Source organism: Labrys sp. LIt4 (assembly GCF_017813775.1).
Taxonomy (GTDB): Bacteria; Pseudomonadota; Alphaproteobacteria; order Rhizobiales; family Labraceae; genus Labrys; species Labrys okinawensis_A.
In genome coordinates, this window is sequence record NZ_JAGIPY010000001.1 from 404,683 (window position 1) to 423,681 (window position 18,999).

Here is an 18,999-nt window from a genome sequence, read left to right on the forward strand (position 1 = left end):
ATCTTGCCCGGGCCGCCTTCAGGGGGTAAGTCAGGGCATGGCCGATGCAAACCGGACATTGTCGAAGCTGCGCGCAGGATTTTCCCGCCAGAGCCTCAAGGCCAAGCTGCTGACCGGCATCGGTGGCTTCGCAGCTGCCGCGATTTCGCTGGGCGTCTCGCTCTATCAGCTGCGCAATCCCGCGCCGGTTCCGAATATCACGGCCGGGCAGACGATCGAGGCGGGGCGCTGGCTCGTCACGCCGAACTCGGCCGCCCTGGCCACGGCACTGCCGGACGGCCGCCCGGTCAAGGCCGGCCGCCGCGCCGTGGTGCTCGAGCTCCTGCTTGCCAACCGGACCGAACGCACCTCCAATGCCGTCACCGGCATCCTGAAGCTCACCAATATCGCCGGCGCCGAAGGCCCCGATTTCTACCTCGTCCGGGACAAGGAGCGGCTGATGGCGCTGCAGCCCCGCCTGCCGGAGCGCCTGCAGGCCGTGTGGACCCTGCCTGCCGAAGCCGCCTTGCCCAAGGCGTTGGAGCTCACCGTGGCCGGTGCGACCTTCAAGCCGAAAGACAGTCTCTATGCCGCTCCGGGCTGGTTCAATCCGCACGATGTCGCCCGCGTGAGCGTGCCTCTCGATGCCGCCGGGAGCCCGGGATGAAACAGGCTGCCGCCACCGTAGCGATCGTGTTGGCCGGCGTCGCCATATTGGCGTTGCTGCACTGGACGACGCCCGGCTATGCGGTCCTCACCGGGCCGATCGAGATCGCGGGCAGGCAGGAGGCACCTGCCGAAACCGCCGAGTTCAGCCTCAAGGTCGACAAGCTCATCCTCTCGGAACTGCTGGTCTTCCAGCGCTACGGCAAGAAGGTCGAACGCGGCACCGGCGGCATCTGGGCCGTGATCACGGCCGATGCGTCCGCCACCCATCGCACGCTTTTGCTCGCTGGCGTCGCCCTGCGTGCCGCCAGCGGCCGCATCTATATGCAGAGCCCTCGCGTGGACGGCATGTCTCAACTGCTGTCCGGCAAGGAATTGCAGCCGGGCCTGCAGCAGCGCGGCCTCTTCGTCTTCGAACTGCCGGCGGACGAACTCCCAGGCGCGGAATTGGTGATTTCCCGCGAGGCCTTCCCGCGACTCACATCCCAGCTCGCCATGTCCCTGAACGAGGGTTCCGCCATTCGCCGCACCGTCCTGGAGATCGGCCGTGACCCCCTCTGAGCCGGCCTTCCCGGAAAGCCAGCCCGCCTCGCGCTGGTATTGGCGCAGCCTGATCGCGATACCCGTGCTGTTGCTCGCCGTCTTCGCGTTCGGCGCGCGTGTCGACATCATGGACTATGTCGCCTCGCACGAACTGCGCATCACCGCCGTCGAGCCCGGCGGAGCCGCTCCCTATGCGCGCGCCGACTGGTCGCTCGTTTCGGCCCGGTTCATCGATGGCGGCGAGGGCGCGCGCCTGCCCTTGTCGAAGGATCGGAAGCTCCTCATCGTCCGCCTCAAGGCGGTGCCGGAGGGCAAGGTAGCCGATGAGGCGCAGCGGCAGACCATCTGGATGGGCTGCAGCCTGACCTTGCTGGATGGCCATGGGCAGCGCTGGAGCCCGTTGTCCTTCGTGTTGTCCCGCGACATCAGCCGCGCGCTGGAGCCGACGGCAAGGCCTGTGCCGGGGTGCTTCGAGGCGGCCCGGTCCCTCGGCCTCGACGGTCAGCCGACGCTGGTCGAGGAGAAGTTCCTGCTTCCGACCGAGGCCAGCTCGGACCTTTCCGTGCGGCTCTCCTTCCGGTCGGCTCTGCCGGACGCCCTCAGCTTCCCGCTGGAACCGCGCTGAGCGGCTGGCGCGCACTGCGCCACTGCCGGCCCTGGGCAAAGCCCGTTTCCAGTCCCGCGGCAAGGAGGGTGATCTTCAAGGGCATGATCAGCGCGCCATTGCCGGGTGCGCTCGGGCTGCCCAGCAGGATGGAGAGGGCGTGGGCGATGATCTGCCACAAGCCTATCTCATGAGGTCCGATCAGGCGCGCGGCGCCATACCATGCCCAGGCCGAGCCCCAGTCCAGGAGACGAAAGGCAACGATGACGGCAATGACGATGGCAAGACCCGTGCCGAAGGTCAGCCCGACGCCCTCTGCCAGCGCGCGGTAGCGCTTGGCCGTACCGGCTATGAAATGGGTGAGAAAATCGCGCAGGAACCTGGGCAGCCTGTCCCAGTGTGCGATCGCCCGGCTCCAGCGGCCCTGGGCGGGCGTGCCCGTCCGCCCGATGTCATAACCATAGACGAGTGCCGCCAGGGTCAGCCAGACGGCGGGGTAGAGGGCATAGAGGAAGAGGGCCGACAGCATGTCCCACCAGGACGCGGGCGCAGCCTCGACAGGCGGGGCAATGCCTGCCGCGCGCGCCGCCGGCAACAGCGCAGAGTTCAGGGCCTCCGGCAGGCGGGCAATCCACGCCATGATCTCGCTATGCCAGCTCTGCAGCACATAGAGCGCGATGAAGGCCCAGTTGGCTTCGCACACCACGATCAGGAAGGGCCAGAATACATGCCTGGAACGCTTGTGCATGGATTTGGCGCCGAGCCGCACCAGCCAGGCAATGGCCACCAGCAATAGCAGCAACGCACCGCCGCTGACGTCGAGAATGCGGGCATTCTCGCCAAAGGGCGTCAGATCGAGCGCAAGCTTGGAATATTCACGCAATGTATCGCTGAGAAATCCCCAGGCTGCATAGAAGGCGAAGAACGGTACCAGGGCCAGGGACAGGGCCATGGTGAAGCCGGCAGGCCCGCCCTGCCGCGACGAGTCCTCCGGCGATTCGGCAGCGTTTACCGCCGCCTGCAGGAAAGGCAGTCCCGGCCGGACCATCTCGAACAGGGCGACGATCACCACCAGCTTGACCAGGACCACCAATGTGAGCGTCGAAAGACCGGCCAATCGGTTGAGAAAGCCGATACGCACGGCGATTTCGGTCAGTACGTCCTCGGCCAGCATGCCGATCAGCCAAAGTGCCATCAGATGCGGCCAGTAACGCCGCAGCAGCACCATCCAAGCGGGAAAAAGACCGGCGAGCGCCGACAATGTGCAACCTCCGATGCCGACACGCCGCGGTGCCCAACTCCGGCGCTGACCATAGCAATCGAAGATCTGGCTCGCCAGGGTCTGCGTGTCTGCATGAACGTCCTATAGCGTTTTGCGATTAGACGGAGGCACCTAGAATCGCAAAGACGCGTCAGAACAATGAGTTAGACCAAATTAGCGTTCACGCTTGAACGCGCTTTGCTCTAGTCCTCGTCGGTGGAGAAAATATCCTTCGATCGGTGTGCGATGGCCGTTCGGTTGATGACCTGCATCTGCTTCATGATTCTGCGGACATGCACCTTGACGGTGCTTTCGCTGATGCCGAGCTCCTTTCCTATTTGCGCATTGGTCTTGCCCTGCCGGATGCCGGTGACGACGGACAATTGCCGTGGCGTCAGCGGCTTCCATGCCTGTGTGCCGAACACCGTTTCGGGCGGGACGAAAGTTCCTCCTGCCATGACGCGGTGCACCGCGAGGATCAGATCGCCGACGGGCAGAGTGCTGGGCACATAGCCTCTGGCCCCCAGATCGATAGCCTGCACGATACTCGCCGCGTCGGTGGCATTTGCCAGGATGAGAACGGGGACGCGAGGTTTGTGAGCGCGGGCGGTCGCCAATGTTTTTGTGGCATCTATATACCCGCGATCATGTAGGATCACCAATCGGACCCGCACGGGTTGAGAAGAAAGACCCCATTCATCCGCGGCGGAAAATAACTGTATTCTATAATCAGGAAAATTAAGAGAAAGGATAAAATTAAGACAATCCCTTATCAATACATTGCCGCTGATCAAAGCTATATTTCCAACGTATCGTGGATCGTCCATATGTATCCCTTCGAGCAGCATATGTCCTTTTTACTTCAGAAGTGACGATTTTTAATTTTAAATTTTCTGATAGAAATATAAATTTGAATACATAATTTATTTATATATTGTAACTTCGGTGGCTTCAATACACATTGTTTAAGTCTTTAGGATTAGAATATATTTAAGTATTAGTATTATTTTACCTCAACCAATAAGTGTGTCCTGCTGCCCTGTCTTCAGGCTATGTTTTATTGCCTTTTCCTTCCGGGGTTCCCGTGCTCGCTGCCCGGAACTCTGCCGAGTCCCTCACGCCGGCAGGCCTTGCGGTGATAGACCGGAACGGTGATGGTTGAGAGCCTCACGGACCGTCCAGCCGCGGCGCCCGGAACGACTTTCGTCGTGCCGAGGTTATGGCCAAGCTGGGGCGCTGCGGATGGGGTGCGGAACCCGAATGGAGTAAATCGGGGGGAATGTGAGCTTTCGGCGCTAAATCGCCGCATTCAGGCCAAGAGATTTGGCCAAGAGATCTGGCCAAGAGAATAGCCAGGCCCATCCTGGTTGTCGAAAGGAGTGATGCCCTTGACGTCTCGGATCGAAGACTATGCCCTGATCGGCGATTGCGAAACGGCAGCCCTCGTTTCCCGCGACGGCTCCATCGATTGGCTCTGCTTTCCTCGTTTCGATTCGCCCGCCAGTTTTGCAGCCCTGCTCGGCACGCCGGAGAACGGGCGCTGGCGCATTGCCGCCACCGACAGGAAGGCCCGCGTCAGCCGCCGCTATCGGCCCGATACACTCGTCCTGGAAACGACGTTCGAAACGAACGAAGGCGTCGCCACGGTGATCGACTTCATGCCGCTGCGCGATGGCACCAACGATCTCATCCGGCTGGTGGTGGGGCAGGAGGGCAGTGTCGATTTCAGCACCGATTTCGTCGTGCGTTTCGACTATGGACGCACCGTGCCCTGGGTCACCCGCGCCGATGACGGCACCATCACGGCCGTGGCCGGACCCGATCGACTGATTCTCTCGACCCCCGTGCCGCTGGAGGGGGAAGACCTGCACACCGCCGGTTCCTTCCGGGTCAGCGCCGGCGAGCAGGTGCCGTTCGTGCTGACCTACAGCCCCTCCACGACGCCCCGGCCGACCCAGCCCGATGTCCAGGCCGCGCTGGCGAATACGGAAAGCTTTTGGCGCGATTTCGCCGCGCGCTGCCCATCGGTCGGAGCCTGGACCGATGTCGTCAAACGCTCCCTGATCACCCTGAAGGCGCTCACCTATATGCCGACGGGCGGCATCGTGGCGGCTGCCACGACCTCGCTGCCCGAACAGATCGGTGGTCCGCGCAACTGGGATTACCGCTATTGCTGGCTGCGCGACGCCACCATGACGCTGCAGGCCTTCATGAAGCTCGGCTATTACGAGGAAGCCTCCGCCTGGCGCGAATGGCTGATGCGGGCCATCGCCGGGGCCCCGGAGCAGATGCAGATCATGTATGGCCTGTCGGGCGAACGGAACCTGCTGGAATGGGAGCCTCATTGGCTCGGCGGCTATGAGGGGTCGCGGCCGGTGCGGATCGGCAATGCCGCCGCCGAGCAGTTCCAGCTCGACGTCTATGGCGAGGTTGCCGATGCCATGATGCAGGCCGCCGCCGGCGGCCTGCAGCGCCACCCCCGCACGCGGGCGCTCAGCGAAGTCATCATGAACTTCCTCGAAAGCGCCTGGCGTCGCCCCGATGAGGGGATCTGGGAGGTCCGCGGCGGAGCGCAGCATTTCACCCATTCCAAGGTGATGGCCTGGGTCGCCTTCCACCGTGCCGCCAACATGGCCATCAAGTCCGGCGACAGGCCCGCTTTTGCCGAGCGCTGCCAGCGTGTGGCCGACGAGATTCACGAAGATGTCTGCCGGAAAGCCTTCGACACCGATCTCGGCAGCTTCGTGCAGGCCTATGGCTCGAAGACGATCGACGCAAGCCTGCTGCAGATTCCGCTGGTGGGCTTCCTGCCGGCGGACGATCCGCGGGTGATCGGCACGGTCAAGGCCATCGAGACCATGCTGATGCGCGACGGCTTTCTGCTGCGCTACAACACCGACCATGTCGATGACGGCCTGCCGCCGGGGGAGGGGGCCTTCCTGGTCTGCACTTTCTGGCTGGCGGATGTCTATGTGCTGCAGGGCCGCGAGGACGATGCGCGGCGTCTCTATGAGCGGTTGGTGGGGCTTTGCAACGATGTGGGGCTGCTGTCGGAGGAATATGATCCGATCGCGGAGCGCATGCTCGGCAATTTCCCGCAGGCCTTCAGTCATATCGGGCTGATCAACACCGCGCTCAATCTGGCGCGGCGGACCGGGCCCGCCGAGGAGAGGGTCGAGGCGAGCGGCCAGCCGGTAGCGCAGGCGGACGCCGTCTGAAGGACGCCGCCGTCTTTCTTTACCCTCCCCTCGATGGGGAGGGTCGGCCCGCAGGGCCGGGGTGGGGTGATCATATGCAGGTGCCACAACACAGGCGGCTCAATGCTTGCCAAGAAGTAGCCCTACCCCGACGCTTAGCGTCGATCCAGGACTATTCAAGTGGAAATGGTCGCTCAATCGAGGAGGGCAAGGCGTGCTTCGCGGCATAGTAGACTTGACACACGATTAAATTAGGTAGATCGGTCTACCTAATCAAGGGGCCAGGAACATGACCGACCGCATGCCAGCCAGGGAACGCCTGCTGAAGGCCGCAGCCGAGCTGTTCTACAGCGAGGGGGTCGGCGCCACCGGGATCGATGCCATCACGGCACGGGCCGGGGTCGCCAAGATGAGCCTCTACAATAATTTCTCGTCCAAGGCCGATCTGGTGAATGCCTATATCCAGGAGAGGCGCACCGAATGGCAGGAGATCTATCGGGAACGGCTCAAGAGTGCAGCTACGCCGCAGGAACGGGTGCTGGCGATCTTCGATTCCTATCTGGACTATGCGGGCGCGGCTTATGAATGGGGCTTTCGAGGCTGCGGCTTGCTCAACGCCGCCGCGGAACTGCCGGTCGGCGATCCGGGCCGCGCCTCGGTCGCCTCGCAGAAGGAGGAGGTCGAGCGCCTGTTCAGGGCCTATCTCGGCGAGATGCGGCCGGACGCGGGCACAGCGATCGACGAAACCGCCGAACATCTTTCCTTCCTGCTCGAAGGCGCCATGTCGCGCGCCGGGCTGGACGGGCATGACGGGCGCCTGAAGACCGCACGCAGGATTGCCGCCTCGGTTATCGAACGGTTCTGAACCCGGATGCCCATGAGCGAGGCTATCAGCCCATCTCCTCCTCGGGAGAACAGAAGCACGGCGATTGCCGTGCTGCTCGTGCTCGAAGCGGCGTTGGTGATCTCTTGGAGCGCCGGCTTCGTCGGCATCCGGTTTGCGATCGATCATGCCCCGATCTTCCTGATCCTGCTGTGGCGCAGCTTGGTCTCCGGCCTGGTCCTGCTCCCCTTCGCACTGACCATGGGGCCTCCGCTGCGCTGGAAGGACATCCTGCCGCAGATTTGGTTCGGCGCGCTGGCCATGTCCGGCTATCTCGCCGGTTTCGCCCTGGCGATTGTCTTCGGCGTGCCGACCGGCCTCGTTGCCCTGATTGCCGACATGCTGCCCCTTGCGGTGGCCATCCTGTCCTGGCCGGTGCTGGGGCAGGCCTTGAGCGCGCGCCAATGGCTGGGCTCGTTCCTTGGCCTGGCCGGTGTCCTGATCGCCTCGGGCTGGTCCATCGACATGGGCCATGTCCCGCTCTGGGCCTATGGTCTGCCCGTGCTCGGCACACTGTCGCTGGCCCTGGCGACCTTGCTGCAGAAGCGCAGCCCGGCCGGCGCCATGCCCGTGCATCGGAGCCTGTGCGTCCAGTGCCTGTCCGCTTCGGCGATCTTCGCCATGTTCGCCTGGCATGAGGGCAGCGTCCTGCCCGTCCTGGACCGGGGCTTCATCGGCGGCGTCCTCTGGCTGGTCTTCGTGGCCACCTTCGGCGCCTGGAGCCTCTATTACATCGCCTTGCGCAAATCCTCGCCCACCCGCGTCACCTCGGTGCTGTATCTCAGTCCCCCGGTGACGATGATCTGGGCCTGGTTGATGTTCGGCGAGCCGCTGTCATGGGCCATGGCGGCGGGGCTGGTAGTTTCCCTGGCCGGGATCGTCATCGTCGCGCGGTCGCCGGCAACCGCAGCGCGCCGGATCCGTGATCCCTGAGCGGTGGATCATGGCATCAGCCACGAAGGCCCTGGCGTCCGTCCTGGCCGAAAGGTTCAGATTCCACTGATGCGTCGGTGCACGCCGTCGAGGCTCTCGGCGAAAGCCTCGAAGAGCTTGCGATCGGTCAGCTCGCGCAGGACCTGTTCGTTGATGCCGCCACGTGTCGCATATTCCTGTGCCAGATGCATGAAATCGGCGTCGGGCGCCGCCTCCGGCGCCTGGGCCAGGGCCTTGAACAGGGCAATGACATAGCCACGCGCTGTCGGGTCAGAAACGCCATGGCCCTGCAGCCAGCCGTGAAGGGTGTCGAGATATTTGAAATAGGTGGCGAATGTCGCGGTGGCGACGCTCAGCGCATCGAACTCGGCAACATCCTTCACCGCGAAGGCCTTGCCGAACCGGGCGAAGAAGGCCACGACGTCGGGATCGGGCGGATAGATGATCGTCGGCCCCTGCCTTTGGGCGACCATCGGCATCGGCAGCGCCTTGGTGACGCGCTCGGCCGGGGAGACCAGGGCGGCGATCTCCTCGAGAGACAGAGTGGCGATCAGACTGATGATGCGATGGGCGGGGCGAAACTGCAGGCCTGCCAGCACGTCATGGGCGATCTGCGGCCGGACGGCGAGCATGATCGTGTCGCAGGCGTCGAGAACGGCCTGATTGTCGGCCCCGACCCGCACATCGGCAAAGCGCGAGGCCAGGTCGGCGGCGACAGCCTCGTTGCGCGGCGACAGCACGACCGGCACGTCGTTGTCGGCAACGGATTTGAGGCCGGTCACGATAGCCGACGTCAGCGCTCCCGTCCCGATGAAGCCGAGCTTCACGGTACGTCCCGTGCTGTCATCTGCCGGGCAATGCGGCTGTCCTCGTTCATGCGCTCGATCAGCGCCTCGATCGAGTCGAACTTCAACTCGCCGCGGATATAGCCGACGAAAGCGATCTCGATCTCCTTACCGTAGAGATCGCCGGAATAATCGAACACGAAGGTCTCCAGCAGGGGCGGGCCGTTGTCGAAGGTCGGGCGGCGGCCGAAACTGGCGACGCCGGCATGCACGACGCCGTCGATCTCGGCACGCACGGCGTAAATGCCCAAGGCCAGGCCACATTGCGGATCGAGTGCCATGTTCGCGGTGGGAAAGCCGAGTTCGCGGCCGCGCTTCTCGCCGTGAACGACGGTGCCCAGCACGGACCATTCATGGCCAAGCAGGCGATTGGCGCGCGTGATGTCGCCCGCCGCCAGGGCGCGGCGAATGGCCGAGGAGGACACGGCCTCGCCGCTCTCGCGCGTCGGCGCCACGATGGCGATGTCGAGGCCGAGGGCACGCCCGTGCTGCACCAGGAATTCGGGGGTGCCGCGGCGGTCCTTGCCGAAATGAAAGTCATAGCCGACGGCGACGGCATGGGCGCCGAGCCGCCGCACCACCAGCTCCTCCAGGAATTCCTCGGCCGTCATGCCGGCAAGCGCCCGGTCGAAGGTGAGGGTGATCAGCGCGTCGAGGCCGGCCTTCTCCAGGAGGCGGGCCTTCAAGGCGGGCGGCGTCAGCCGGAACAGGGGCTCGTCCGGCCGGAACAGGCTGCGCGGATGCGGCTCGAAGCTGAGGGCGACGGCCGGGCGCGAGCGATGATGCGGTCCCGGCTGCGAGCCCCTGGCAAGCGCCTCGGCCGCATCGATCACGGCCAGGTGGCCGCGATGCACACCGTCGAAATTGCCGATCGCGATGGCGGCGCCGGCAAGATGGGCGGGCAGGGTGACGGGATCGAGAAACTGCTCGAAGGCCATGATGTCTACCAGATCAGCCGCGGCATGACCGCGTCGGGAATGACGCCCTTGTCGGCAAGGAAGGCAGAGAGCGCCTCGGGGTCGACGCCATCGCCTTCATGGCCGGCCTCGAGCGCATGGATGCCGCCGGAGATGAACAGCGCCCCGCAGCCGATGGCGGTGGCGCCCGCGAGATCGGTCCGCACCGAATCGCCGATCGCCAGGGTTTGCGCGGAGGAGGTCGGCTTGCCGCGGAGCGAGGCGGCAGTCTCGAAGGCGGCGTCGTAGATCGGCTTGTAGGGCTTGCCGCAGATGGCCACGTCGCCGCCGATGGCGCGATAGGCTTCTGCCAGTGCTCCGGCGCAATAGATGATGGTGCCGCCACGATCGACGATGAGGTCGGGATTGGCGCAGATCATCGGCACGTCGCGCGCCTTGAAGCCGGCCAGCATGCCCCTGTAGGTCTCCGGCGTCTCCGTGGTGTCGTCGAACAGGCCGGTGCAAACGACCACCTCGGCCTCCTCGGGCGTGTCGGCGAAGCGGATGCCGAGGCCGTCATAAAGCGGCCGGTCGCGATCGGGGCCGAGATGGAAGACCTTTTTTGCCGCCACGGCGGCGATCTGCGCCCGCGTCACGTCGCCCGAGGTGACGATGGCGTCCCAGCATTCGCGCGGCAGGCCGAGCCGGTCGAGCTGCGGCATCACCGACTGGGCGGGCCGCGGTGCGTTGGAGACCAGCACCACCGTGCCGCCCTGCCGGCGATAGGCGATGAGGGCGTCGGCAACCCCGTCGAACACCCGGTGGCCATTATGGATGACGCCCCAGATGTCGCAGAAAATCAGGTCATAGGCGCTGGCAATCTCGCGAAAGCCATGGATGAGACGGGGCGAGGAAACCAAGGCGGGGCCTTTCTGGTCGAAGGAACGATGCGTGGCGGGACGCAGCCCCTCACATAAGCCCTGAAAGACGGGCTGGGAAGAGACAAGGGGGTGGCAGCGTCGAAAGGGGCAGGAAAGAGCGCCACCGCCTTCTCCCTTTGCGGGAGAAGGTGTCCCGAAGGGACGGATGAGGGGAGATACGCAACCTGATTGGGAAATCGCTGCACCCCTCATCCCCCTGCCGGGACCTCTAGCCAACTCCTTCGGAGTTGGCGACACCCGCAAGGGGAGAAGGAATCTGGCTTATCCCCGCTCCAGCAAATCGCCGAGCCGCCGTTTCAATTCCTCCTTCGCCGGCCTCGCCAGGCGGAAGACCACGCTGGAGCGGGCGAAATCGAGAGCGCGGATGCTGCCGACATTGGGGCGGATCAGGATGTCGGGACGACAATGCGCCGCCTTGGCGTCGACGATGGCGGCCTGCATGATCTGCAGCGCGCCGAACATCGCCTCGAAGGTGCCGGGCATGTCGGTCTCCGTGGCAAGCGTGGCAGCACCGGAGACATCGACCCCGACCAGGATATCGGCCTTGCCGGCGAGATGGTCGAGCGGCAGGGGATTGACGGTGGCGCCATCGATCAGCACCTGGCCGTCGATGCGTACCGGCTGGATCGCACCGGGTATCGCCATGGAGGCGGCGACGGCCTGGCGCAGCGGGCCGGAGGTGAAGGCCCGTTCGCGGCGGCCGTAATAGTCGGTGGCCACGACGGTGAGCGGAATGGCGAGTTCGGAGAAAGTCTTGGGCACGGCCTCTGGCAGGAAGGCTTCGCAGAAGGCTTCGGCATCGATCATCACCGGATTGCCGAGGCCGGCGAACAGGTCGGCCAGCCGCCCGGTGCGGGCCGCCATCAGCTTGCTGCGTGTGCCGCGGCGATCGGCGAGGGTGGCAAGCGTGTAGGCATGGAGCTCGGCGGCCGACAGGCCGGCGGCATAGGCGGCGGCATAGATCGCCCCCATCGAGGTGCCGGCCATGGCGACCGGGCGGACGCCGAGCTCGTCGAAGACTTCCAGCATCGGGATATGGGCGAGGCCCCGTGCGCCGCCGCCGCCGAGTGCCAATGCCACGGTCTTGACGGGGCTCTTGACCCTGGGCGTCATGTCAGGCCTTGCCGATGGCACGCCAGCCGATGTCGCGGCGGCTGAAGCCTTCGGGCCAGTCGATGAGGTCGACGGCTTCATAGGCCCGCTTCTGTGCCTCCGCCACGCTCTTGCCGCTGGCGGTGATGCCGAGCACGCGCCCGCCATTGGCCAGGATGTGATCGCCCGAGCGCTTGGTGCCGGCATGGAAGACCAGCACGTCGTCGAGCGAGGCGGCCTTGGCGAGATCCCGGATTTCCGAACCGCGGGGGAAACTGCCGGGATAGCCCTTGGTGGCCATCACCACGCAGAGCGCCGCATCGCTCTTCCAGCGCAGCGAGATGGTGGAGAGCACGCCGTCCGCCGAGGCGATCAGGGCCGGCAGGAGGTCCGAGCGCAACCGCGGCATCAGGACCTGCGTTTCCGGATCGCCGAAGCGGACATTGTATTCGATCAGCTGAGGGCCGTCCCTGGTGATCATCAGGCCGGCGAAAAGCACGCCCTTGAAGGGGGTGCCGCGGGCGGCCATGGCCCGCACGGTGGGGCGGATGATGGTCTCCATCACGCGCTCTTCCATCTCGGGTGTCATGATCGGGGCGGGCGAATAGGCGCCCATGCCGCCGGTATTCGGACCCTTGTCACCGTCGAAGGCGCGCTTGTGGTCCTGCGCGGAAATCAGCGGAATGGCGGTAGTGCCGTCGCACAGGGCGAAGAAGCTCGCCTCCTCGCCTTCCAGGAACTGCTCGACCACCACCTCGTGGCCGGCCTCGCCGACGCTGCCGGCGAAGATGGCGTCGACGGCGGCAAGGGCATCCTCCAGCGTCATCGCCACCACCACGCCCTTGCCGGCGGCCAGGCCGTCGGCCTTGATCACGATCGGCGCACCCTGTTCGCGGACATAGGCGCGCGCGGCGGCAGCGTCGGTGAAGCGCCGATAGGCTGCGGTCGGGATGGAGAATTCCTGGCAGAGGTCCTTGGTGTAGCCCTTTGAGCCCTCGAGCTGGGCGGCGGCCCTGGAAGGACCGAAGGCCTTGATCCCGGCGGCGGCGAGATCGTCGACCAGGCCGGCGACCAGCGGTGCCTCGGGACCCACCACCACGAAGTCGATCTCGTTCTCGCGGCAGAAGGCGATTACCGCCGGATGATCTGTCGCGTCCACGGCGGCGCAGATGGCGCATTCTTCCATGCCGGGATTGCCGGGCGCGGCATAAAGCCTCTCGCAGAGCGGGCTCGCCGATATCGCCCAGGCCAGGGCATGTTCGCGCCCGCCCGATCCGATCAGAAGAATGTTCATCGTCACCGCCTGCAGAAATTCCGTTGGCCGGACCTTTGCCCCATCGGGGAGCAGGATGCAATGTCGAAGCGTATTCCCCCGGAGCGCAGGCGTTTCTTGCTCAGCCGATGACGGTGTCCACCACCCACCAGCCCGGCCGATGCTCCGCGATCGCCAGCCTTGCCTCGACCGCGGCCTCGACCGTCTCGAACAGACCGAACACGGTGGCGCCCGAGCCCGACATGCGGGCGAGGCGGCAGGCGGGCTGGTCGCGCAAGGCGCCGAGCGCTTCGGCGATCGCCGGGCGCAGGGCAAGGGCGGGCGGCTCGAGATCGTTGCCGCCGCGACGAAGATTGTCGATCAGCGTGACCGGGCTCTGCTCGCCTTCGATGGCCGCCGCCAGGGAAAGCTCGGAAGAAGCGACCGGCCCGACGGGAAGGGCGAGAGCCCGGAAGACGTCCGCCGTCGGCGTGGCAACGCCTGGATTGACGAGGATGGCGGGCAGGGGCGGCAGAGAGACCGGAGCCGACAGGCTCTCTCCCGCACCGCGCATCCAGCGGCTCACGCCTTCCAGGCAGACCGGAACGTCCGAGCCCGTGGCGCGGGCGGCAACCAGGATGCGCTCATCGGTCAGCGGCAGGCCGTTGGCGCGGGCGAGCAGGCGCAGGGCAGCCGCGGCATCCGAGGAGCCGCCCCCGATGCCGGCTGCCGCCGGCAAGCGCTTGTCGAGCCGGAAATGGCCGAGAACGAGACCTGGATGCCGCTCGCCAAGAGCCTTGGCCGCCTTGAGCACGAGATTGTCGGCAAGAGCGCCGGTCTCATCCGCCCGGGGACCGGAGACCTCCAGGGAAAGATCGGCCCCCGGTTCGAGACTGAGTTCGTCGGCGATGCCGGCAAAGGCGACCAGGCTGTCGAGCACATGAAGGCCGTCCGCACGCCGGCCCAGCACGGCCAGGGTCAGATTGACCTTGGCACGGGCTTTCTCGTTCAGCCGGCCCGGCGAAACTCCCGTTTCGCCGGCCGCCGGTAGGTCAGCCGCCATTGTTGTTGGACGGAGCTGCAGGCTTTATGGGCTCGGCCGGCTTCGGTGTATCGGCCGGCTTGGGCGCATCCATTGGCTTGGGAGCGTCAGCTGGCTTTGTCTCGTCTGCGGGCTTGGGAGCCTCAGCAGGTTTCGTCTCATCCGCCGGCTTGGGCGCATCCGCAGGCTTTTCGGGCTGCGAGGGCTGGACGGCATCCGGTGTCTTCGGCGCGTCGGCCGGCTTTGCCGCGTCCGCCGGCTTGGGAGCATCGGCGGGCTTGGGCGCATCCGGAGACTTGGTGGCGTCGCCGGCCTTGCCGGCATCGGCCGAGGCCGTGTCCCGCATGCCGTCCTTCAGCTTCTGCTCGATCTTGGCTTTTTCGTCCGGCTCGGGCTTGGCGTCGAGGGCATGGCGCCACTGGAAGGTTGCTTCCAGCTTGCGCCCGATCTTCCAATAAGCATCGCCCAGATGGTCGTTGATGGTGGGGTCGCTCGGTTTGAGGGAGACCGCGCGCTCGAGCTGTTCGACGGCCTCGTCATATTGGCCGAGCTTGTAGTTGGCCCAGCCGAGACTGTCGACGATGTAGCCGTCATCGGGGCGCTGATCGACGGCCTTCTTGATCATCTCCATGCCTTCCTGGAGATGGAGGCCCTGATCGATCCAGGAGTAGCCGAGATAGTTCAGCACCGAAGGCTGGTCGGGGAAGAGCTCGAGCGCCTTCTTGAAGTCGGCCTCGGCCTTGGGCCACTGCTTGGTGCGCTCATAGGCGATGCCGCGATAATAGAAGGTGGGCCAGTCATTGCGGGTGGGTTTGCCGATCACGTCGACGGCCTGGGAGAAGGCCACCGCCGCTTCGTCCCAGCGTTTGCGCTGATTGAAGATGCCGCCGAGCGAGATGATGGCGTCGAGATCCTGCGGATTGGCCGCGATGATCTTCTTCAGATGCGCCACGCCCTCATCCGTCTTGTCGAGTTCGTCCAGCGTGGTGGCGAGCTCGATTTCGGCATTGCGCTTGAGCGGCGAGGAAGCGGGCACGCTCTTGAACAGGGTCTCCGCGGTCTGGGGCTGCTTGAGATCGCTGTAGAGCTCGGCGAGGCCGATCAGCGCGGTGGCGTTGTTGGGCTCCAGATAAAGCGCCAGACGATAGAACACCACGGCATAGTCGGCGCCACCCTGCTTGGCGATACCGGCGGCGACCGACACCAGGATGTCGGCTGCACCCTGCTGGGCTGATGTCACGGCCGGCCCGATGCGCTTGCCGGCCTTGATGTCGGCGATCAGCGCCGTGACGATCGGCTGGCGGGGCACCTTGGCCGAATAGGCATCCAGCACCTTCAGCGCCTCGTCCTTCTTGCCGGCGCGCACCAGCGCGCGCGCATAGGCATCGACGATGGAGACGGCATTGGCGTCGCGCTCATGGGCATCCTTGAGCCGGGCGATCGCCTCATCGCGCATGCCGGCCATGTCGAGCATCATGCCGGTGGAGAAATTCTTGAAGGTGGAAAAGCCGTCATTGGACGAAATGTCGTCGCTGGCCACCACGCCCTTCTTGGTCTGGCCGGCTCCCGCATAGGTCCAGGTGGAGATCAGCGGCGTCGCCAGCTGCAGGATCGGCTTGTCGAGGGTGAAGGCGAGTTCGTCGCGGGCCTTGGTGTAGTCCCGTCCCTTCAGCGCCCGGATGCCGAGCACGAGATGGGCGATGGGGTTCTTCTTGTCGATCGCCACCACGCGCCGGGCGAAAGTGACGGCCTTGTCCATCTCGCCCGAGGTCAGCAATGCGATGAAGGTGCGGTTGGTCAGCTCCTGGCGGGCCTGTTCGTCCTTGAACAGGCCGCTGCTCAGCGCCTTGGCATAGAAGGAGGCCGCGTTGTCGTCGTCGCGCACATTGGCGGCCAGCCGTCCCGCCAACAGGCTGCCGGAGGCGGAGGTCGGCCGGAACGGACGCTCGACCGTCTTGGCCGCCAGTGCCGGCGCCATCAGGGTCGTCGAGAAGGCGATCGCCAGCAAAGCGGCGGAAAAGGACATGCGGGAAGACAGGGGCACTGGAAAGAAAACTCCGAATCAGCCGGCCGCCTCGACACAGGCGACGCAGTCGCGAATTATTCGCCGCTACCATGGCTGCTTTGAGGCGAGGGAACAACCCACTCGCCTCGCTAATCCGCCGATTTCGCCGGCCGATGCGCGCATCTCCAGCCGAGGTCGCCGGCTGTAACTCCAGACGGCGCCACTGCTGGCGGGTATCGGCCGTTCCCCCGGAATGGCCCGGGGATCCGTGCTTGACAAGCTGCCCCTGCGGTACGACCCCTTGGTCATGTCCGCTCCCGCCGCCTGTGCGCCGCCCGTGCCTCATGTCGCACGCGGTTCGGCCGCCTACCGCAAGATCAGCCTCGCTCTCTTCCTCGCCGGGTTCGGCACTTTTTCGCTCATCTACTGCGTTCAGCCCTTGCTGCCGCTGCTGGCCGAGGAATTCCATGTCGGCGCGGCCCAGAGTTCGCTGGCGCTCTCGCTGACCACCGGTGCCCTGGCCTTCGCGATCTTCGCCGCCGCCGCGGTTTCGGAGCGATTCGGGCGGCGCGCCTTGATGTTCGCGTCCATCGGCCTTGCCAGCCTGCTCAATCTTGCCGTCGCGGTCACGCCGGGCTGGCACGCCATTCTCGCCCTGCGCGCGGCGGAAGGCGTGGCGATCGGCGGCGTGCCGGCCATTGCCATCGCCTATCTGGCCGAAGAGATCGAGCCTGCCGGCCTCGGCTTTGCGATGGGGCTTTACATTGCCGGCACCGCGCTCGGCGGCATGTCGGGCCGTGTGCTGACCGGCATTCTGGCCGAGTTCCTGACTTGGCGCTTCGCAGTGGGGATCGTCGGTCTCGCCGGCCTCGTCCTGGCGCTCGGTTTCGTCCTGCTGCTGCCGCCGTCGCAGCATTTCACCCCGCGAAAGGGGTTCGACCTGCGCTATCATCTCCGGGCCTGGCTTTCTCATTTCGGCCGCGAAAAGCCTGGAGGCGTGCCGGCGAAGCCCCTGCTGTTCGCCATCGCCTTTTGCGGCTTCGGCAGCTTCGTGACCGTCTATAATTACGCCGGGTTCCGGCTGATGGCGCCGCCCTTCGACCTCGGCCCGACGCAGACGAGCCTGATCTTCACCGTCTATCTGTTCGGCACTCTCTCTTCCTCGCTCGGCGGCATGGCGGCCGACCGGGTGGGGCGGGCACCGGTGCTGATCGCAGGTCTCCTGACCATGGCGGCCGGCATCGGGCTGACATTCCTGCCCAGCCTTGTCGGCATCATCGCCGGCATTGCGGTGCTGACATCCGGTCAGTTCGCCTGCCACGCCGTGGCGAGCGGCTGGGTCGGACGGCTGGGCGGCACCAGCAAGGGCCATGCAGCTTCGCTATACATGCTGGCCTATTACCTCGGTGCCAGCATCGTCGGTTCGACCGGCGGCTGGTTCTGGAGTGCCGGGGGATGGCCCGCCGTCGTCGGCTTCACCCTGGTGCTGATCGTGCTTGCGATCGGAGGGGCGGCGGGGCTGATGCGCCATGAGCGGGGAGAGCGACTGGCGCGATGAGGCGGTGCTGAATGTCTCTCATGGCGGTGCGGGAACCCGCCAGCCCACCGTAGAGGAAAAAGCGTTCGGGCCAAGGCAAACCGGGACTCGCCTCAGTTGCAGGCGTGAGCAGCGGCGGCAGGCAGAGCCTCGCCGCCGATGAAGACACGTTCCACCTCGAGCTCCCTGTCGAGAACCACGATGTCGGCCCGCTTGCCCGGCGCCAGGCTGCCGGCTTCGCCGGCAATGCCGGTGAGCTCGGCCGGCGTGAGCGAGGCCATGCGGATGACGGCGGGCAAGTCCCCGCCGATGGCGCGCGCCATCGTCCTTACCATCCGGTCCATGCCATGCATCGAGCTCGCCAGGCTGCCGTCCTCGCCCCGAACGGAATGGCCGTCGCTCCAGACCCAGCTGCCGTCCTCGCGGGAACCGAAGCGATATTGGCCCGGCGGCATGTCCATGGCGCGGTTGGCATCGGTGACGAGGCAGCAGCGCCGGGGTCCGATCAGGCGGAAGGCGAAGCGCAGCAGGTCGTCGGAGAGGTGGATGCCGTCGGCGATCACCTCGGTGCTCATCGAGGTGTTGGCGAGGACATATTGCTCCATGCCGGCCTGCATGGGCGTGCCGAAGCGCCTGCGCAGGGAGGCGACCGAACTCATGGCACACCAGAAATGGTCGACATGGCGCATGCCGTGCGCGAAGGCCGCCTCCAGCTCGCTCCAGCAGGCATTGGAATGGCCGCAGGTGATGAAGCAGCCCTGTTGGCGGGCATGGTCGAAGAAAGCGAGGGCGCCGGGCAGTTCGGAGGCGCAGGTCGCGATCCTGATGATCTTCCGGCCGAGGAAATATTCGTATTCCTCCCGCACCGGGTCGCGCCGGCCTTCCGGCGCGTGGATGCCGACCTTGTCCTCCGCGAAATAGGGACCGTAGAAATGAAGGCCGGCGATGCGGGCGCCGTCCGCGGGCGTCCAGGAAGCCTGCACGTTTTCGCACGCTTTCACCATCGCGTCGAGCTGGGCGAAGGACCCTGTCGTGGTGGTCGGAAAGATCGAGGTCGTGCCGTGCCTGGCATGGGCGACATTGGTCCGCCGCACGGCATCGACGGTGCCGTCCATATAGTCGGCGCCGGCGCCGCCATGCACGTGAATGTCGACGAAGCCCGGCGACAAATAGCGGCCGCTGAAATCGAGTAGGTCTTCGCCTTCATGCGCGGAAGCATAGGGTTCGATCGCGGCGATCCGGCCGTCGACGCAGCGGATCACGGCGTCTTCGCGAATGGCGTCTTCGAGAATGACATTCCCCTTCAGGAGGAGCTCTTTCATG

The 18,999-nt window shown here is 65.5% G+C and carries 17 protein-coding genes; 7 read left to right on the forward strand and 10 right to left on the reverse strand.

Annotation, left to right across the window (positions count from 1 at the left end; all coding sequences use genetic code 11):
• The first annotated feature begins 37 nt into the window (after window positions 1-37).
• From J8I29_RS01870 to J8I29_RS01880, 3 genes are read left to right on the forward strand one after another with little or no spacing between them, the layout of a single operon-like run.
• Window positions 38-646, forward strand: a complete 609-nt coding sequence (locus J8I29_RS01870; protein ID WP_209430419.1) for a hypothetical protein — start codon at window positions 38-40, stop codon at window positions 644-646.
• On the forward strand, window positions 643-1,206 hold the full coding sequence (locus tag J8I29_RS01875) for a hypothetical protein (protein ID WP_209430420.1): 564 nt from the start codon (window positions 643-645) through the stop codon (window positions 1,204-1,206). Before J8I29_RS01870 ends, J8I29_RS01875 begins: the two co-directional genes overlap by 4 nt.
• Entirely contained in the window at window positions 1,193-1,813 is a 621-nt protein-coding gene (locus J8I29_RS01880; RefSeq protein WP_209430421.1) for a hypothetical protein, read from the forward strand. Before J8I29_RS01875 ends, J8I29_RS01880 begins: the two co-directional genes overlap by 14 nt.
• On the opposite strand, the gene J8I29_RS01885 is transcribed toward J8I29_RS01880, so the two are convergent.
• Window positions 1,788-3,053 carry a hypothetical protein gene (locus J8I29_RS01885; RefSeq protein ID WP_209430422.1) on the reverse strand — a complete coding sequence of 422 codons (1,266 nt, stop codon included), beginning with the start codon at window positions 3,051-3,053 and terminating at the stop codon, window positions 1,788-1,790. The two genes, J8I29_RS01880 and J8I29_RS01885, sit on opposite strands and share 26 nt — an antisense overlap.
• Before the next feature lie 203 nt (window positions 3,054-3,256).
• Window positions 3,257-3,847 carry a response regulator transcription factor gene (locus J8I29_RS01890; protein ID WP_209430423.1) on the reverse strand — a complete coding sequence of 197 codons (591 nt, stop codon included), beginning with the start codon at window positions 3,845-3,847 and terminating at the stop codon, window positions 3,257-3,259.
• Between the two features lie 594 nt (window positions 3,848-4,441).
• Here J8I29_RS01890 and J8I29_RS01895 point away from each other — a divergent pair.
• The 3 genes from J8I29_RS01895 (at window position 4,442) to J8I29_RS01905 (ending at window position 8,066) form a co-directional block, all read left to right on the forward strand.
• Window positions 4,442-6,271 carry a glycoside hydrolase family 15 protein gene (locus J8I29_RS01895; protein ID WP_209430424.1) on the forward strand — a complete coding sequence of 610 codons (1,830 nt, stop codon included), beginning with the start codon at window positions 4,442-4,444 and terminating at the stop codon, window positions 6,269-6,271.
• 268 nt (window positions 6,272-6,539) lie between these two features.
• The gene (locus tag J8I29_RS01900; protein WP_209430425.1) at window positions 6,540-7,115 is read left to right on the forward strand and encodes a TetR/AcrR family transcriptional regulator; all 576 of its coding nucleotides are present in this window, start codon (window positions 6,540-6,542) and stop codon (window positions 7,113-7,115) included.
• A 12-nt stretch (window positions 7,116-7,127) separates the two neighbouring features.
• The gene (locus tag J8I29_RS01905) at window positions 7,128-8,066 is read left to right on the forward strand and encodes a DMT family transporter (protein WP_209430426.1); all 939 of its coding nucleotides are present in this window, start codon (window positions 7,128-7,130) and stop codon (window positions 8,064-8,066) included.
• A 56-nt stretch (window positions 8,067-8,122) separates the two neighbouring features.
• Here J8I29_RS01905 and J8I29_RS01910 read toward each other — a convergent pair whose 3' ends face one another.
• From J8I29_RS01910 to J8I29_RS01940, 7 genes are all read right to left on the reverse strand, one after another.
• Window positions 8,123-8,893, reverse strand: a complete 771-nt coding sequence (locus J8I29_RS01910) for a pyrroline-5-carboxylate reductase (RefSeq protein WP_209430427.1) — start codon at window positions 8,891-8,893, stop codon at window positions 8,123-8,125.
• Window positions 8,890-9,849: a bifunctional riboflavin kinase/FAD synthetase gene (locus J8I29_RS01915; protein ID WP_209430428.1), complete on the reverse strand. Its 960-nt coding sequence runs from the start codon at window positions 9,847-9,849 to the stop codon at window positions 8,890-8,892. Before J8I29_RS01915 ends, J8I29_RS01910 begins: the two co-directional genes overlap by 4 nt.
• Before the next feature lie 5 nt (window positions 9,850-9,854).
• Entirely contained in the window at window positions 9,855-10,727 is an 873-nt protein-coding gene (locus J8I29_RS01920; RefSeq protein ID WP_245196545.1) for a TIGR01459 family HAD-type hydrolase, read from the reverse strand.
• A 282-nt stretch (window positions 10,728-11,009) separates the two neighbouring features.
• Window positions 11,010-11,861 (reverse strand): patatin-like phospholipase family protein, encoded by an 852-nt coding sequence (locus J8I29_RS01925; RefSeq protein ID WP_209430430.1) that lies wholly within the window; start codon window positions 11,859-11,861, stop codon window positions 11,010-11,012.
• Between the two features lies 1 nt (window position 11,862).
• Window positions 11,863-13,134, reverse strand: a complete 1,272-nt coding sequence (purD, locus tag J8I29_RS01930; RefSeq protein ID WP_105861490.1) for a phosphoribosylamine--glycine ligase — start codon at window positions 13,132-13,134, stop codon at window positions 11,863-11,865.
• Between the two features lie 100 nt (window positions 13,135-13,234).
• Window positions 13,235-14,155, reverse strand: a complete 921-nt coding sequence (locus J8I29_RS01935; RefSeq protein ID WP_209430431.1) for a 4-(cytidine 5'-diphospho)-2-C-methyl-D-erythritol kinase — start codon at window positions 14,153-14,155, stop codon at window positions 13,235-13,237.
• Entirely contained in the window at window positions 14,145-16,178 is a 2,034-nt protein-coding gene (locus tag J8I29_RS01940) for a tetratricopeptide repeat protein (RefSeq protein ID WP_209430432.1), read from the reverse strand. Before J8I29_RS01940 ends, J8I29_RS01935 begins: the two co-directional genes overlap by 11 nt.
• Window positions 16,179-16,446: 268 nt before the next feature.
• Here J8I29_RS01940 and J8I29_RS01945 point away from each other — a divergent pair, with 268 nt between their 5' ends.
• Window positions 16,447-17,697, forward strand: a complete 1,251-nt coding sequence (locus tag J8I29_RS01945) for an MFS transporter (protein WP_105861955.1) — start codon at window positions 16,447-16,449, stop codon at window positions 17,695-17,697.
• Window positions 17,698-17,789: 92 nt separating this feature from the next.
• Here the strand turns inward: J8I29_RS01945 and J8I29_RS01950 are convergent, their stop codons facing one another.
• Window positions 17,790-18,998: an amidohydrolase family protein gene (locus tag J8I29_RS01950; protein WP_209430433.1), complete on the reverse strand. Its 1,209-nt coding sequence runs from the start codon at window positions 18,996-18,998 to the stop codon at window positions 17,790-17,792.
• Window position 18,999 lies beyond the last annotated feature (1 nt).

What these genes read in the sequence shown, in the direction of transcription:
- J8I29_RS01875 (WP_209430420.1), top strand. Translation starts at nt 643, where the DNA reads ATGAAACAGGCTGCCGCCACCGTAGCGATCGTGTTGGCCGGCGTCGCC.
- J8I29_RS01900 (WP_209430425.1), top strand. Translation starts at nt 6,540, where the DNA reads ATGACCGACCGCATGCCAGCCAGGGAACGCCTGCTGAAGGCCGCAGCC.
- J8I29_RS01915 (WP_209430428.1), bottom strand. Translation starts at nt 9,849, where the DNA reads ATGGCCTTCGAGCAGTTTCTCGATCCCGTCACCCTGCCCGCCCATCTT.
- J8I29_RS01905 (WP_209430426.1), top strand. Translation starts at nt 7,128, where the DNA reads ATGAGCGAGGCTATCAGCCCATCTCCTCCTCGGGAGAACAGAAGCACG.
- purD (WP_105861490.1), bottom strand. Translation starts at nt 13,134, where the DNA reads ATGAACATTCTTCTGATCGGATCGGGCGGGCGCGAACATGCCCTGGCC.
- J8I29_RS01935 (WP_209430431.1), bottom strand. Translation starts at nt 14,155, where the DNA reads ATGGCGGCTGACCTACCGGCGGCCGGCGAAACGGGAGTTTCGCCGGGC.
- J8I29_RS01870 (WP_209430419.1), top strand. Translation starts at nt 38, where the DNA reads ATGGCCGATGCAAACCGGACATTGTCGAAGCTGCGCGCAGGATTTTCC.
- J8I29_RS01925 (WP_209430430.1), bottom strand. Translation starts at nt 11,861, where the DNA reads ATGACGCCCAGGGTCAAGAGCCCCGTCAAGACCGTGGCATTGGCACTC.
- J8I29_RS01950 (WP_209430433.1), bottom strand. Translation starts at nt 18,998, where the DNA reads ATGAAAGAGCTCCTCCTGAAGGGGAATGTCATTCTCGAAGACGCCATT.
- J8I29_RS01945 (WP_105861955.1), top strand. Translation starts at nt 16,447, where the DNA reads ATGTCCGCTCCCGCCGCCTGTGCGCCGCCCGTGCCTCATGTCGCACGC.